Annotated in this window: 15 protein-coding genes; 13 read left to right on the top strand and 2 right to left on the bottom strand. The window is 62.4% G+C overall.

The genetic code is table 11. The features are described 5' to 3' along the window. Positions 1-19 precede the first annotated feature (19 nt). The 5 genes from GRI89_RS15520 to GRI89_RS15500 all read left to right on the top strand — a co-directional run bounded on the left by GRI89_RS15520 (position 20) and on the right by GRI89_RS15500 (position 6780). Positions 20-382 carry a hypothetical protein gene (locus GRI89_RS15520; protein ID WP_159797561.1) on the top strand — a complete coding sequence of 121 codons (363 nt, stop codon included), beginning with the start codon at positions 20-22 and terminating at the stop codon, positions 380-382. Between the two features lie 125 nt (positions 383-507). After that, the gene (locus tag GRI89_RS15515) at positions 508-1737 is read left to right on the top strand and encodes a TolC family protein (RefSeq protein WP_159797559.1); all 1230 of its coding nucleotides are present in this window, start codon (positions 508-510) and stop codon (positions 1735-1737) included. Beyond that, a complete protein-coding gene (locus GRI89_RS15510) occupies positions 1734-3242 on the top strand; it encodes an efflux RND transporter periplasmic adaptor subunit (protein ID WP_159797557.1) in 1509 nt (502 codons plus the stop codon). Before GRI89_RS15515 ends, GRI89_RS15510 begins: the two co-directional genes overlap by 4 nt. Then, positions 3239-6406 (top strand): efflux RND transporter permease subunit, encoded by a 3168-nt coding sequence (locus tag GRI89_RS15505; protein WP_328598302.1) that lies wholly within the window; start codon positions 3239-3241, stop codon positions 6404-6406. Before GRI89_RS15510 ends, GRI89_RS15505 begins: the two co-directional genes overlap by 4 nt. Then, positions 6385-6780: a copper-binding protein gene (locus tag GRI89_RS15500; protein WP_235913450.1), complete on the top strand. Its 396-nt coding sequence runs from the start codon at positions 6385-6387 to the stop codon at positions 6778-6780. The genes GRI89_RS15505 and GRI89_RS15500 overlap by 22 nt, the downstream gene beginning before the upstream one ends. A gap of 24 nt (positions 6781-6804) precedes the next feature. Here the strand turns inward: GRI89_RS15500 and GRI89_RS15495 are convergent, their stop codons facing one another. Beyond that, complete coding sequence (locus GRI89_RS15495; protein ID WP_328598301.1) at positions 6805-7020, bottom strand: helix-turn-helix transcriptional regulator; 216 nt, start codon at positions 7018-7020, stop codon at positions 6805-6807. After that, complete coding sequence (locus tag GRI89_RS15490; protein WP_328598300.1) at positions 7013-7504, bottom strand: hypothetical protein; 492 nt, start codon at positions 7502-7504, stop codon at positions 7013-7015. Before GRI89_RS15490 ends, GRI89_RS15495 begins: the two co-directional genes overlap by 8 nt. Before the next feature lie 375 nt (positions 7505-7879). Between GRI89_RS15490 and GRI89_RS15485 the strand changes: the two genes are divergently transcribed. Genes GRI89_RS15485 through traC form a run of 8 tightly spaced genes read left to right on the top strand, consistent with a single transcriptional unit; the run spans position 7880 to position 15205 of the window. Then, positions 7880-8194, top strand: a complete 315-nt coding sequence (locus tag GRI89_RS15485) for a hypothetical protein (RefSeq protein ID WP_159797553.1) — start codon at positions 7880-7882, stop codon at positions 8192-8194. Between the two features lie 34 nt (positions 8195-8228). Beyond that, complete coding sequence (traL, locus tag GRI89_RS15480) at positions 8229-8516, top strand: type IV conjugative transfer system protein TraL (RefSeq protein ID WP_119585960.1); 288 nt, start codon at positions 8229-8231, stop codon at positions 8514-8516. Between the two features lie 13 nt (positions 8517-8529). After that, positions 8530-9096: a type IV conjugative transfer system protein TraE gene (locus tag GRI89_RS15475; protein ID WP_159797551.1), complete on the top strand. Its 567-nt coding sequence runs from the start codon at positions 8530-8532 to the stop codon at positions 9094-9096. Continuing rightward, positions 9093-9908, top strand: coding sequence for a type-F conjugative transfer system secretin TraK (locus GRI89_RS15470; protein WP_159797549.1), 816 nt, complete (start codon positions 9093-9095; stop codon positions 9906-9908). The genes GRI89_RS15475 and GRI89_RS15470 overlap by 4 nt, the downstream gene beginning before the upstream one ends. After that, positions 9908-11224 carry a TraB/VirB10 family protein gene (locus tag GRI89_RS15465; protein ID WP_159797547.1) on the top strand — a complete coding sequence of 439 codons (1317 nt, stop codon included), beginning with the start codon at positions 9908-9910 and terminating at the stop codon, positions 11222-11224. The genes GRI89_RS15470 and GRI89_RS15465 overlap by 1 nt, the downstream gene beginning before the upstream one ends. Further along, a complete protein-coding gene (locus tag GRI89_RS15460) occupies positions 11221-12084 on the top strand; it encodes a DsbC family protein (RefSeq protein WP_159797545.1) in 864 nt (287 codons plus the stop codon). The genes GRI89_RS15465 and GRI89_RS15460 overlap by 4 nt, the downstream gene beginning before the upstream one ends. Further along, positions 12081-12647 carry a hypothetical protein gene (locus GRI89_RS15455; protein ID WP_328598299.1) on the top strand — a complete coding sequence of 189 codons (567 nt, stop codon included), beginning with the start codon at positions 12081-12083 and terminating at the stop codon, positions 12645-12647. The genes GRI89_RS15460 and GRI89_RS15455 overlap by 4 nt, the downstream gene beginning before the upstream one ends. Next, positions 12644-15205, top strand: a complete 2562-nt coding sequence (gene traC / locus GRI89_RS15450; protein ID WP_159797543.1) for a type IV secretion system protein TraC — start codon at positions 12644-12646, stop codon at positions 15203-15205. The genes GRI89_RS15455 and traC overlap by 4 nt, the downstream gene beginning before the upstream one ends. Positions 15206-15210 lie beyond the last annotated feature (5 nt).

Below are 15210 nucleotides of genomic sequence, written 5' to 3'. Positions count from 1 at the left end.
TTCCGAATAGATTACCTTTGTGAGTATTCGTCGATACCTTGCCTTTTTTTGCTTCGGACTGGGTCTTCTGGTGCAGGTCGCGGCGCATGCTGCGGCTGTTCCGGTAATCGAATCCTCTCAGACGATGGACTGCGACGAAATGCAGCACTCAAAGATTAGTGGTCCGGTGAGTGAAGGCATGTCCGGAGAATCGCGCGAGCCTTGTAAAGAGATGACCCTGGGATGCCTTGTCGCCATGAATTGCGTCTCACCGCTTTTTGCAACCGACGACACTTCGGGCGGATTCAAGCCGTATATTGACCGCCAGTCATTCTTGGCGCCAATCGCAAATACGCTGCACGGCCAGCCATTGGCACCCGAGGCGCCTCCACCTCGCCTTTAACTCGCTCTGTAATGTTGCCGGGCGTTTTGACGCCTGTTTTGGGTTAGGGCATTTCGGCATCTGCACTTTGAAGTGCAGTGGCCACGAAGTGCTTGGCGCCTTGAACTCGAGCGAGAATTTCGAACATGAGAAAGACAATTGGCGGGGGGCTCCTTGTCGCCCTCCTAACGGCAAATGCCGTGCAGGCTCAGCAGGTCACCTACGACGAAGCGCTGAATGCAGCGGTCAGCGATCAACCGCTGGTTCGTACAAGCGAACTTCGGTTGGAAGCGCGTCGTGAAGTCGCCGATGCGGCCGATGAACTTCCCGATCCACGCATAAGGACCGGCCTTCGCAACATTCCAATTACGGGGCCCGATGCCTTCGACCCCGTCATGATGACGATGTTCGAGGTGGGGATCGAGCAGGAAATTCCGAACCTTGCCGAACGCCGCGCCCGCGCGGGTCTGGCCTCTGCCGATATCGAATGGGCAGCAGCTGAGCTGTCACATGCACGACATATGGCACGGATTGGCGCGGGACAAGCGTGGATAGCGCTTGCCTTTGCACAAAGATCCGAAACTGTTGCCAGCGAAGCCTTGGTTGAAATCGCGCGCACGGTGCCGCTTGCTAGCAGTTCGGTCGCCGCTGGGAACGCTCGGCCTGGCGAGAGCCTAGAAGTTCGGCGTGCGGTGCTCGAAGTTGAGGACGCTCTCACGAGGATCCAGGCTGAGGAGGAAGCCGCACAAGCGCGGCTCGCCCGCTATATCGCGATCGCGCATGCGACTGCTTCGGGAGAAATCCCTTCTGCAGACGTCGATGAAAGATGGCTGCGTTCCATTCTGGAGTACAATCCCGAGATCATATTGGCCGACGCCCAGGTGCTCCGAGCAGAGGCGGCAGTCGATATGGCTCGTTCGGAACTCCGACCGGATTTCAGCGTCGGCGCCAGCTACGGTGTACGCGACGGTCAGTATGGCGACCTATTTTCGGTAATGGGCACCGTCACATTGCCGTTGTTCAGAGGGCGAAGACAGGAGCCCCGTATTTCTGCTGCCAGTTCCGAGGCAGCATCCGCGCGTCAAGCGAGAGCGGATATGCTTCGCGCACTCGAGGCTCGGTTCGAGGAGGACCTTGCTGCCTGGCGCAGCGCTTATCGCCAGTGGCAACGCGCGACCGAGGAAATGCTTCCGCTGGCCGAAAGTCGGGTCGAACTCGAACGGGCGAGCTTTGCGGCAGGCAGAGCGGAGTTGCTCGATGTGATCGACGCTATCAAGGCTCTGGCACTGCTGCGCATCGAAATCCTTAACCGCGAGCAGGCCACCGTGGCGGCTGCCGTGAATCTTCGACTGACCTACACGGAGCACGAGCGATGAAGAATGCGATTGCGTCGGCGTGGAACAGACTGTCGCCGCGTCACAAGTTTTGGATAATGGCAGCCATGATCGCCTTGATCAGTGCCATGGCTGGCTACGGCTTGTCTCAGATTGGCGAAGAAAACCTAGAGTCAAATGATGCCAATGCCGACACAGCCACGGAATGCGAAGACGTCTTGTACTGGTATGACCCGATGGTGCCGGGCCAACACTTTGACGAGCCGGGCAAATCACCGTTCATGGATATGGAACTGGTGCCGAAATGCGCGGGCGAGGAAGCGACAGCCGAGGTCCGGATCGACCCTGGCCTGGTCCAGAATTTCGCAATTCGCACCGCCGAAGCCGAATATGGCATTCTCGATTCTGAAATAACCGCGACTGGCGTGCTGGCCTATAATGAGCGCGACGTTTCGATCGTGCAACCACGTGCCGGAGGCTACGTGCAGCGGACTTATGGTCGCGCACCTGATGACGTTATCGAGCGTGGCGCTCCGCTCGCCGACATCCTGGTCCCCGAATGGGGCGGTGCGCAACAAGAATATCTCGCGGTTCTGGAAAGTGGCGATGAGGAACTGGCCCAAGCGATGCGTGAACGCATGCGTTTGCTCGGAATGTCTCCCGGCCTGATCTCTTCTGTGGGACGCAGCAGACAGCAGCGTTCTACGATCACGGTGACAGCGCCAATCGGTGGAGCGATCACATCGCTCTACGTGCGTCCAGGCATGACGGTTGTAGCCGGACAGACGCTCGCTGAGATAACAGGCTTCTCTCCGATCTGGCTCGAGGCTGCGGTGCCTGAAACACAGGCAGCGAATGTACGCGTCGGACAACCTGTCAGCGCGACGCTGACCGCATTCCCAGAGGACCGCTTCTCTGGGTCCATCATCGCCATCCTGCCGAGTGCGCAGGATGCAAGCCGTACGATCACCGTTCGTGCGCAGCTGCCTAACGCGTCCGGTCGGCTCAAGCCGGGCATGTTCGCACAGGTCTCGCTGACCCCGGACACACGCCGCGCGCTGCTGGTGCCCTCCGAAGCGGTCATCCGGACCGGACGTCGGAACATCGTGATGGTAAGACAGGACGAGGGCGGCTTCATGCCTGCCGAAGTCCGGATCGGTCGCGAGGCGGGCGGCAGGACCGAAGTGTTGGCTGGTCTCACGGTCGGAGAGCAGATCGTGACATCCGGCCAGTTCCTGCTCGATTCAGAGGCAAGCCTAAGCGGATTGAACGTGCGTCCCATCGAACAGGCAGGCGACGCGGGACCAACCGATGACGAGCTAACGACGTTCAGCGCGACAGGCACGGTTCAAGCGATTGCCAACGGTTCGGTAACCCTGCGGCACGGTCGCGTTCCGAGACTCGACTGGCCCGCTATGACGATGAGCTTCCGCACGAGGAGCGCAGCGCAATTGCGTGGTCTCGAAGAGGGCGACCGAGTCCGCTTTACCTTTTCCCAGCAAGAGGCCGGCCCCCGGATCGAAACCATCGTGAGGACCGGACAGTGATAGCTCGGATAATCGATGTCTCGATCGCCAACCGCTTGTTCATAGTCCTCGCGGCGATCGCACTCGCCGTGGGCGGGTTTTGGGCGGTGCGTACGACACCGGTCGACGCGCTGCCCGATCTTTCCGACGTACAAGTTGTGGTCCGGTCCAGCTATCCGGGGCAGGCGCCCCGGATCGTCGAGGACCAAGTCACCTATCCGCTAGCAACGACCATGCTGTCGGTGCCGGGTGCGAAAACCGTGCGTGGCTATTCGATGTTCGGAGACAGCTATGTCTACATCATCTTTGAAGACGGAACCGACCTCTACTGGGCGCGCTCGCGCGTACTCGAATACCTCAATCAGGTGCAAAACCGCTTGCCCGATGGTGTGACAAGCATGCTCGGTCCCGATGCCACCGGGGTTGGCTGGATATACGAATATGCGCTGGTCGATCGCACCGGCGGGCACGATCTGGCAGGCCTTCGCAGCCTGCAGGACTGGTTCCTGCGATACGAGCTCAAGACCATCCCCGGCATAGCCGAAGTCGCCAGCGTTGGCGGCATGGTCAAGCAATACCAGATCGTGCTCGAGCCTTATCGCATGGCATCGCTGGGCGTGACCCACGCCGAAATCGTCAGCGCCATCCAGTCGGCCAATCAGGAGGCAGGCGGTTCGATCATCCAGATGGCCGAAGCCGAATACATGGTTCGTGCCTCGGGCTATCTAGGCGACCTTGACGACTTTAGGCAGATACCACTGCGAACGACCGCTGGCGGCGTTCCCGTGACCCTCGGCGACGTGGCGACAATCCAGGTCGGGCCTGAATTGCGTCGTGGAATAGCCGAACTCAATGGCGAAGGCGAAGTCGCGGGCGGCATCGTCGTCCTACGCCAGGGAGCAGATGCGCGTGGCGTGATCCAGGCTGTCGAGGAAAGGCTAAACGAGCTTCAGGCGAGCCTCCCCGAGGGCGTCGAGATCGTCACCACCTATAATAGGTCGCAGCTTATCGATGCCTCAGTCCACAATCTCACGACGAAGTTGATCGAGGAATTCATTGTCGTGGCGCTCGTATGCGCGCTGTTCCTCTGGCACGCGCGTTCGGCATTCGTGGTCATGATCACCTTGCCGCTGGGCGTGCTTGCAGCCTTTATCGTGATGCGATTCCAGGGCGTCAACGCCAACATCATGTCGCTGGGAGGTATCGCCATCGCCATCGGTGCCATGGTCGATGCCGCCGTCGTCATGATCGAGAATGCGCACAAGCACCTGGAACGATGGGAGCACGAGAACCCCGATAAGGTGCTGGCGGTGAAGGAACGATGGCGGATCATCGCCGATGCGTCGAAAGAGGTCGGTCCGGCGCTATTCTTCAGCCTCCTGATCATCACACTGTCCTTCTTGCCGGTCTTCACTCTGCAAGCGCAGGAAGGGCGCTTATTCGCTCCGCTCGCCTTCACCAAGACCTATGCCATGGCTGCCGCGGCCATTCTCTCGGTAACGCTGGTGCCGGTGATGATGGGCTGGCTGATCCGAGGGAAGATCCCTTCGGAGGATTCCAACTTTCTCAATCGCTGGCTGACGAGAATTTATCGACCGGGGCTAGACTGGGTCATGCGGCGTCCTAAGGCGACACTGGTGATCGCGGCGATGATCTTCCTGACCACCGCGATCCCCTTCACCAGGCTTGGCGGCGAGTTCCTCCCGCCGCTCGATGAAGGCGACCTGCTCTACATGCCCAGCGCCCTCCCCGGGCTCTCTCCCGGGGAGGCTTCGGCGCTGCTCCAGCGCACCGATCGCCTGATCAAGTCGGTCCCCGAGGTGGACACTGTGTTCGGCAAGGCGGGGCGTGCCGATACGGCAACCGACCCGGCACCCCTGACCATGTTCGAGACCACGATCCGTTTCAGACCGCGCGAGGAATGGCGCGAGGGGATGACACCCGAGTTGCTGGTCGAAGAACTCGACCGGGTTGTCCAGGTGCCGGGCCTCGCCAATGTCTGGGTGCCGCCGATCCGCAACCGGATCGATATGCTCGCAACCGGAATCAAGAGCCCGATCGGGGTCAAGGTTTCCGGCGACGATCTGGAGGAAATCGAGAGGGTCGCATTGGAAATCGAAGGCGTAGCACAGACAATTCCAGGCGTGAGCTCGGCGCTGGCAGAGCGCCTCTCAGGGGGGCGCTATGTCGATGTAGATATCGATCGGTTGGAAGCTGCGCGATACGGACTCAACATTGCCGATGTTCAGCAGATAGTCTCCGGTGCGATCGGCGGTGCCAACGTTGCACAAACTGTCGAGGGACTGGCACGCTACCCGATCAATGTACGCTACCCGCGCGAGATCCGCGACGGCGTTGAGGAACTGAGTGCCCTGCCGCTGCTCACACCCTTGGGTGAACAGGTCACGCTCGGCACTGTTGCGCGAGTGGGCATCAGCGATGGCCCCCCGATGCTGAAAAGCGAACAGGGTCGCCTTACGAGCTACGTCTATGTCGATGTCCGGGGCCGCGATTTGACTTCCGTAGTCGCCGACCTCCAGGAAGCCGTCGATGTTGGCGTCGATCTGCCCCCTGGTGTCAGCCTGTCCTATGCTGGTCAGTTCGAATATCTGACGCGCGCCTATGAGCGGTTGCAGGTCGTGGTTCCAGCAACTCTCGCGATCATATTTCTATTGCTTTATCTCATTTTCCGACGCTGGGACGAAGCGCTGCTGATCATGGGCACGCTGCCTTTTGCGCTGACCGGCGGCTACTGGCTGCTCTATCTCATGGGCTACAACCAGTCGGTCGCCACAGCGGTGGGTTTCATTGCGCTTGCAGGGGTCGCCGCCGAGTTCGGCGTGGTGATGCTGATCTATCTCAAATCCGCGCTCGACCGTCGGGGTCCCGACACCAGCCCAGATGGAGTTGAAGCGGCGATCCGCGAGGGCGCGCTGTTGCGCGTGAGGCCCAAGGCGATGACTGTGGCAGTGATCGTTGCCGGCCTGCTGCCGATACTTCTCGGCAGCGGCGCGGGCTCCGAAGTGATGAGCCGCATCGCCGCCCCGATGGTGGGCGGGATGATCACCGCACCGCTGCTCTCGATGTTGCTCATTCCCGCCGCCTATCTCTTGATGCGGCGTTCCCGACCGGAGACCCCGGCACAACCCCAAGGAGAAGACGAATGCGTACCACAACCTACATGATCTTGCTCGCGGCTCCGCTGGCGTTGGCAGCTTGCAATAGCGCCGAGGACCCGAGCGAGTCCGTAGAAGCAATGATGGCTGACGAAATGTCCGCTGCAAACAAAATGTCCACGTCAGATGACATGCCAATGATGACCGACGACGGCGCCGTTCGGACAGCCAGTGCTGAAGGCATCGTGACCGCTATTGATGATGCTGCCGGAACCATCACGATCGATCACGGCCCGGTACCTGAAGTCGATTGGCCGGCAATGACGATGGCCTTTTCAGCCGACGACGACGACCTTGATGAGGTAGCAGCAGGCGATCGCGTTACATTTGAGTTCCAAATGATGGATAGCGGCAGCAGGATCGTTTCAATCGCGAAGCAGTAAGAATTCGAAATTGGGTGGCGGGGTTCACGAGAGCCTCGCCGCTATCCAGAATTCGATGTCGGCTTCCGCCCACGCTACAGCGTGACCACCCAAATGAACGGTTTTTGGGAATCGCCCCTGCGCCATCCATCTATATATTGTCGAGCGCCCTAGCCCCGTGCGATACTGAACTTCCTTGATGCGAATGAGTCGGGTCGACCGTTCGGGGGCGCCTGCTTCGAGTTCCGATAACTCAGCCACCGGCGATCTCCTGTTCGCCAGCAAGAAAGCTCCCAAGAAACTGGTCCTTGCGATCGAGTTCAGAGATGTGATCGGATAGCATCCGAGCAACCCTGTTCGCCGTACCTTTGGCCCAGCGTGATTTCACATCGCCAACACTGTCTCCGAGGGATCGCTGCATTGCTTGCGGAAACTCGGCGCTAAACTCCTCAAAAAATTCGGCCAGGTCCGTATGCAACCAGTCAATCGCCTGGTCCTCTCCGCAAACCAGGAACAGTAGCAGGTGTGCTCGCGGTGCGACCCGGCTCGCTTCGAGTATGCGCAGGGCTTCGCCCAAGGTCGCCGAACGCTCCCCTTGCAAGACACGCCGCAGGGCATCCTTGTGAAGCCGCGCGTCAGCAGCAACATCGCATTTGGCCCGCCCGCTGGCATCCATTGCGGCAGTTAGTAGGCGCGCCAATCCCAGGCGTGTACGTTCCTCTGAATAGTCTGTTTCGTCAACCACGGACGACTCCCTTCTGCAATCACTCAAGGTACGACTCGAAAGCTAGGGCGAAGGACGAATGTAGGAAAACGAAAAGAACATATAAGGAACATATAGGAGCGAACGAATCGCTGTGCGTTGATGATTCGCGCAGAATCCGGTCGCCAAATCGCAAAATCCGGCAGCCGCCGCGCAGAATCCGTCCGGTCGAGCGCAGAATCACATCCCGCTGGCGCGTGATCCGGCCCCGCTCACGCGAATTGTCGCTTTTCGCTTGGTCAGGCGCCGCAATTGCACGCCGCCCCATTTCCTACATCATCGCTCCAGTTGAAGGAAAGAACATACAGCGAACACGAAAGCTCGCTGTTGTCGATCAACCAACCGGAGTTTTCCTTCATGACCACCAAGACCCTGACCCGTTCCACGCCGCGGATGCGCGACTATATGGTGCCCGCCGCGCTGGCGCTCGCCATTGCGGGTGCCGCCTATGCCGGCGCCGACACCACCTTCGATCCGGCGCTGACCATGTTCACCGACTTCCTCGAAGGCTCGGGCGGCAAGATCATCACCGTGCTTTCGCTGGCAGGCGGCCTCATCGCGCTGGCCTCTGGACGTTTCGCGCTCGGCCAGGTTGCCGTGCCCGTCGGCGTCGGGATCGGTGTCGGCACGGGCGTGCCGATCGTCACCTCTGTCGTGACCGCGGTCATCTGACGCGTTCCTCGCGGTTCACGACAGGGAGGGCGGCATGGCCGATAGGTACATTGTTCCAAGGCGGCTCGACGATCCGGAGCTTATCGGCTTCTGGACCGTGGACGAGTTTGCGGGGATGCTGATCCCCTTCGCCTGGGGCATCCTCACGCAGCACATCATCATCGGCACAGGCCTTTCGGTCATCGCCTGGTTCGGCCTGCGGAAGGCGAAGTCAGGTAACAAGGGCGCGAAGTTGGTGCATGCTGCCTACTGGTACCTGCCGGGGTCATTCCTTGGCCTCAAAGCCACGCCGCCCTCCCACTGCCGCCTGCTTGCAGGCTGAAGGGAGGAGACCCATGCAATCCGAATTCGCGCACGAACAGGCCCAGCGCCACCTGGCCCAGCGCAACCGCTTTGCCGCGCTGGCTGGTGTGCTTGGCGTCACCAGCCTGATTGGCATCGGCGCTGCGGTCACCAGCGACGAAGCGATCGTACTGGTGCCGATCACCGCTGAGACGCTCACCGTCTCGAGCGGCGGGGTGGACGCGCATTATCTCGAGCTTGTCACCCGCGATACCGCGCTGATGCTGCTCAACCGCGCGCCCGAAAGCCTCGACTACTGGATGGAGCAGATCCTCAAAGTCGCCGATCCGGCAGCGCACGGCCGCCTCAAGGCCGAGCTGGTCGCCATCGTCGAGGAACAGCGCGGCTCGGACATCAGCCAGGCCTTCGTCATCCGCACGATGGAGGTCGACACCAAGGCGCTGACCTCGACGGTCAGCGGCACGCTCAAGACCTTTGTCGGCGCGCAGGTGATCGCGAGCCAGGAGCGCAGCTTCACATTCCGCTGGTCGCGGCGGGGCCTCAGCCTCGCGCTCACCCACTTCGAACAGAATTCAACTCCAGAGGACCAGGACCAATGAACCTCCTCAGCAACCCCGCATCCGCCGCGCTTGCCGCAACCGGCCTCGCATTCTTCAGCGTGGGCGCACAGCAGCGCCGCGATGTCGCGCTCAAACTCGCCGGCCTGACCGCGTTGGGCCTCGCCCTCGTGCCGACGCCCGCTCTGGCCGACCAGTTCATCGAGGCGAGCGATGGCTCGACGATCGATTGCGAACTAGCACGCGGCGAGCTCACCCGCATCGCGCTGATCGAGGACGGCTTTGCCAATGTCTCGAAGATTGCCAGCGGCTTTCCGTATAATGATTTTCAGGTGACGCACGAGCCAGTGCGCGGCGACATCTATATCTCGGTTCCGCCGCAATATGCCTCGGACCGGATCAGCTTCTTCGCCACCAGCCAGGCTGGCCATGTCTACAAGTTCGCCTGCCGCCTCGGTGGAAGCGAAGCGACCCAGCTGTTCATCACCAATCCCGCACTTGCACGCAGCGAGGCCGAAGAATTGCAGGCAGGCGCCAGCCCGGCGGACAATGCCATCCGGCTGATCGAGGCCATGGCAAGCGACGCGGTCTTGCCTGGCTTTGCCGCGCGCGCCGAATTGTCGCGTCCGCGCCGCACCGGTTCCATCGAAGTGCAGCAGGTCGCGCAATATGAAGGCGCCGAGCTAACTGGCCAGCGCTTCCTCATCCGCAACCTGGGCGGCGAACCGATCGACCTTGCCGGTGAACGCGAGGCTCCAGCTGGCGCACTTGCCTTTGCCTATGGCCGCGAGACCCTCCCTCCCGGCGAAGCGACCAGCGCCTTCCTTGTCTTTGCTGCGGGAGGGCTTGAATAATGGCCGACGCAGACGTCACCAGGAGCAAGACCGAAACCCGGCCTAACGAATCCAAGGATTCTGGGCGCAAGGACACGCGGCGCAATCTCAACGCCAATATCGCGCAGCGGCAGAAGCTGCTGCTTGCCGGGATTGGCGGCTTGACGCTGCTGGCCGGTGCATGGTTCATCCTTGACGATGACGACAGTGCGTCGGCTGACAGCGAGAGCGTTGCCAGCATCGACACCGGAGGCCTCGTCAATCGCAATCTCTCGCAACGCGAGTTCGTCGCCACCTATGGCAACCGGCTCGATGCGCAGGGCCGCGCGATCAAGGATCTGCAGGATACTCAGCTCCCTCGTCCCGAGATCGAGCAGGAACTCGAAGCCCTGCGCGCCGAGAACGCGCGGATGATGAGCGATGGCCAGGTCGCGATCGATGCGATCTCGGCCGAGAATGCAGCGCTGAGGACCGAACTCGAACGCTCACGCGAAGCGGTGGCTGCAACGCCTGCCATGCCGCCGCCTGACTATGGTCCCGGCGTGACACCACCCGGCGAGAGCAATGGCAATGCCACCCCTGCTGCCGCGCGAACCGGCGGTCTCGACATGCTGACCTTCGGCGAGCGTACGCCCACGAATGCGCGACCCGCCGGTGCCGAACGCGCGCCCGCGCTGATGCTTGAGGCAAGCCGCGACTATCTGCCGCCCAATTCCTATGCGCCCGCACGCGTCATTGTCGGGGTCGATGCCTCGACCGGTGTTGCCAGCCAGACCGATCCGCTGCCCGTGGTACTCAGGATCACCGGCCCTGCCCGCTCGGTCATGCGCGGCAATGAACTGCTCTCGACCGATATCACCGGCTGCCTCGTCAATGGCGCGGCGCGCGGTGATCTCTCGGCTGAGAAGGTCTATGTCCAGCTGGTGCGCATGACCTGCGCCCAGCCCGGCGGCCGCTACGCGGTCTCCGAGGTCAAGGGCTTCATCGCCTTTGCCGGAAAGTCGGGGGTGCGCGGCCGCGTGGTCAGCCGCGAAGGCAGTCTTGTCAGCCAGGCGCTGCTTGCCGGGATCGTCGGCGGGTTCGGGCGCGGCTTTTCCGCCAACGCCAACGGGATCTTCACCGGGCAGGTCGGCGCCAATGGCCAGCGCGAGGCGCTTTCGCCGACCGACATTCTTGCAGGCGGCATCGGCCAGGGCGCGGGCGAAGCAGCCGATACGGTCAGCCGCTACCTCATCGAACGCGCCGAACAATACCAACCAGTCGTCGAGATGCCGACCGGCATCGAGGTCGAGATCGTGTTTCTCGACGGCGTCCATGTCAGGAGCACACCCCAATGAACTTTTCCGAGAACCAGCCCGGCCTCAAGGCGCGCCTTGCGCATGTCGCCATTGCCGCGAGCAGTGCAGCCGCTGTCCTGACCGTCGGGGTCAGCGCGGTCACAGCAATGCCTGCAACCGCACAGGATCTGGCGAGCGATGTCGCCGAGGCCTTGCAACTGCGCTTGCCCAAGACACCGATCGACGAGATCGCCTGCGACAGGTTTGGTCCCTGGTGCGAGGTCGTCTCGGGCGAGACGCTGTTCTATATCGACAAGAGCGCGCGCTACCTGCTGGTCGGGCGTCTCTACGACATGGAAGAGCGGCGCGATGTCACCGCATCGCGGCTGCTCGAACTCAACCCCGACCTGATCGCGGCAGGCGCTGCGCGCGCCAACCCGTCTGCAAACGAAAATACCGCCAGTGCGCCCGCGACCGACACAGTCGATCTTTCCACCCTGCCCGCCGAAGGGGCAATTCACTGGGGGAACAAAAAGGGTCCAAAGCTTATCGTCTTCTCCGATTTCCAGTGCGGCTATTGCCGCCGCCTGGTGGATGAACTCGGCAAGGCGGGTGTGCTGGTCGAGGAGCGGCCCATCTCCATCCTCGGGACGCAAAGCCGCCGCCTTGCCGAGACCGTGATCTGCGCGAGTGATCCGGGACGCGCGCTGCACCAGGCCTATGACGGGGTGCTTGATCCGAGCGGGGCAAGCTGTGCCGAGACGCGCGGGCTCGATGACAACGAAGCATTCGCGCGTGCGAACGGGTTTGCCGGAACCCCGGTGATCGTCCGGGCGAGCGATGGCGCAGTGCTCCACGGCTACCGCGATGCGGCCACGCTGCGCGAGTTTGCTCGGCCCGCCAAGGAGCAGCGCAAGTGAGCGCGCTCTCGCATCTTCGCACGCAGGGCCTTGCCTTGTTTATGCTGACGGGCGGCTGCTCGACACTGGGCGGCAATGTGTCGGGCGACTTCGCCTGCCGTGCGCCCGAAGGGTCATGCGCGCCGACGACGCTGATCGATGCGGCGGCCACCGGGATGGATGCGCAGGTAAGTGCAGTGCCGACACCTTCGCAAGCGTCGGCAAGCGCAAACGGCCAGAGCCTGCGGATCGTGCTTGCCGCCTGGCGCGACGAAGCAGGCCGCACGCACGAGGCGCGCGTGGTCCATGTAACCCTGCCCGAACCGGCAAGTACCGATTGGCGGGCACCTCATCGCACAGGCGAGGTCCTGCGCGCGATTGGCAACTCGATTGCCGATGGAGGCAGTGGGGCCCGCCCAACCCATTACGAAACACCCGAGCAAGAGCCGGAAATGCCACTCCCCCCTTGGCAGCCCGTTCCGGCCTCGCCTGGCGCAAGTGCGCCGGTCATCGGGGCACCCGTCGGTCCCATGTCAACCGATCGGGTGCCCCACCCTCCTGAACCCCAAGGAGACGAGGAATGAACCTCTCCTTTGCCGCCGCGCGCGACGCGCTCATGGCAGGCCTCTTCGCCGATACCGAACGCGCCGAGAAAGGCGCTGCGCATTTCGCGCTCGATATGCTCTCGGACTGGCTGCCTTACCGCGTCTACGACGAACGCGCGGGGCTCTATCGCAACCGTGCGTCAAAGGGCTACGTGCTCGAAGTGACCCCGCTCGTCGGTGCGGACGAGCGCACCGGCGAGATCCTCGGGCAGTTCTTTTCCGAAGGCCTGCCGCCCGGCGCCTGCCTGCAGGTGCTCAATTTCGCCTCGCCCAGGATCGGCAATGTCGTCGGCCCGTGGTTTGCTCCGCGCTACGAGCAAGGGGGGATATACGAAGCCATTGCCAGGTCTCGATCGAGCCGGTTCTACGATCTCGTCTGGCAGTCGGGGAGCGCGCATGCGCCGTTCCATGCCCGCAGCAGCCGTCTTGTGGTTTCCCTGGGCGTGCCGGTTCCCGGATCGATTACCGACGCTGAGCTCACCGAATGCCGCGAGGGCCTGCTCGGCATGCTCCACTCGCTGGGATTGCATGCCGCGCCGCTCGAACCGGCAGGCCTGCTGGCGCTTATCGACGAACTGACTTCGCCCACCACGGCGCGCGAGCCCGACCGGATCGACTGGAACCCGCACGAGACGCTCGATGTCCAGGCGATCCGCCGCGATATCGAGCTCGAGGTCGAGGATGACCGGCTGCTCCTGCGTACCGAACGCTTTCGCGAGACCGGACGCGACCGCCAGGGCGTGCCGCAGGTCGGCGCATGCTATCCTGATCGCTTTGACCTGCGCCATTATGCCTTCCGCACCGCGCCCGAACGCTGGGCGCCATGGGAATGCGCGCGGCTGATCGGCGACATGTTCACCGACAAGCTGCGCTTTCCCTGTCCTGCCGCGACAATGCTCTGCCTTGTCTATCCCGACCAGGAAGCCGCCGCTGCGCGCGCGGGCTACAAGTTCATGCGCACGACCAGCCTAGCCGATACCAAGAGCGCGCGCTTCCTGCCGCGCCTCGGCGAACAGTCGGCTGAATGGAAGCACGTCCAGGCCGAGCTGCAGGAAGGCAAGAAACTGGTGAAGCTTTTCTACGGGCTCACCACCTATTCGCCGCTCGGCGAAGGCGATGCGCACGAGCGCGTGGTGAAAGCCATCTACAAGGCGGCAGGCTGGGATCTCGCCGACGAACGCTTCCTGCAATTGCAGGGCCTCGTTGCCGCCTTCCCGCTCAGCCTTGCCGACGGGCTCGCCGCCGACATGACGCGCTTGAAGCGCCTTCGCACCATGCTCTCGACCACGGCCGCCAATATCGCCCCGATGCAGGGCGAGTACCTGGGCGGCCCCGTCCCTCACCTGCTGCTGGTTGGACGGCGCGGCCAGCCCTTCTTCTGGTCGCCCTTCGAGAATGGCGCGGGCAACCACAATATCGCGATCTGCGGCAAGTCGGGTTCGGGCAAATCGGTGCTGCTGCAGGAGCTCTGCGCCGCCCTGCGCGGTGCGGGTGCCAAGGTCGTGGTGATCGATGACGGCCGCAGTTTCGAGCATTCGGTCAAGCTCCAGGGCGGACGCTTCGTCGAATTCACGCTTGCCTCGGGGTTTTCATTGAATCCCTTCTCGCTGATCGACGATGCCCGCGCCGAGATCGACGAGGATTACCGGCTCGATTGCTTTGCCATGGTGAAAGCGATCGTCGGGCAGATGGCGCGGCCGAGCACTGCGCCTTCGGACACCGAACGCGGCCTCATCGACAAGGCCATTTCGCAAGTCTGGGCAAGCCTCGGCAGTGGCGGATCGATCGACGATGTCGCCCATGCCTTGCACGAAGGCGAGAATGAGACCGGCAAGGAGCTCGCGCTCGCCATCGCGCCCTTCTGCCGCGGCGGGAGCTATGCCGGGTTCTTCTCCGGCAAGGCGAGTTTCGCATTCGACGATGATTTCACCGTCTTCGAGATGAGTGATCTCGCGTCACGCGAGGAATTGAGGAGCGTGGTCCTATCGGCGATCATGTTCATGACTGGCCAAGCGATGACGCGGAGCTCGCGTAGCACCAAGAAGCTGCTGCTGATCGACGAGGCCTGGGCCATGCTCAAGGGCGGTTCGATGGGCGAATTCGTCGAGACCTATGCCCGCACCGCGCGCAAATATGGCGGCGCGCTCGCGACCGCCACCCAGTCCCTCAACGACTACTACAAGTCCGACGGCGCACGCGCCGCGCTCGAGAACAGCGACTGGATGCTGGTGCTCCAGCAGAAGCCTGAGACCATCGCCGATTTCCGCAAGGAAGCGCGGCTCGACATGGACGACCGCACCGAGACGCTGATCCGCAGCCTCAAGCGATCGGGCAGTGAATATAGCGAGCTCTATATCAAGGGACCCGATGTCGAGGCCGTCGGACGGCTCGTGCTCGACCCGCTCTCGGCGACGATCTTCTCCTCCGATCCCGATACCTACGCCGCGATCCATGGCCATGTCGAAAACGGAATGCCGCTCGACAAGGCCATCGCGCTCGTCGCTGGCCGCCCTGACGTTCTTGGGGGAGACGCGTGATGTGC

This window comes from Croceibacterium salegens (genome assembly GCF_009827435.1).
Taxonomy (GTDB): domain Bacteria; phylum Pseudomonadota; class Alphaproteobacteria; order Sphingomonadales; family Sphingomonadaceae; genus Croceibacterium_B; species Croceibacterium_B salegens.
This window is presented reverse-complemented; position numbering and strand designations above follow the sequence as displayed.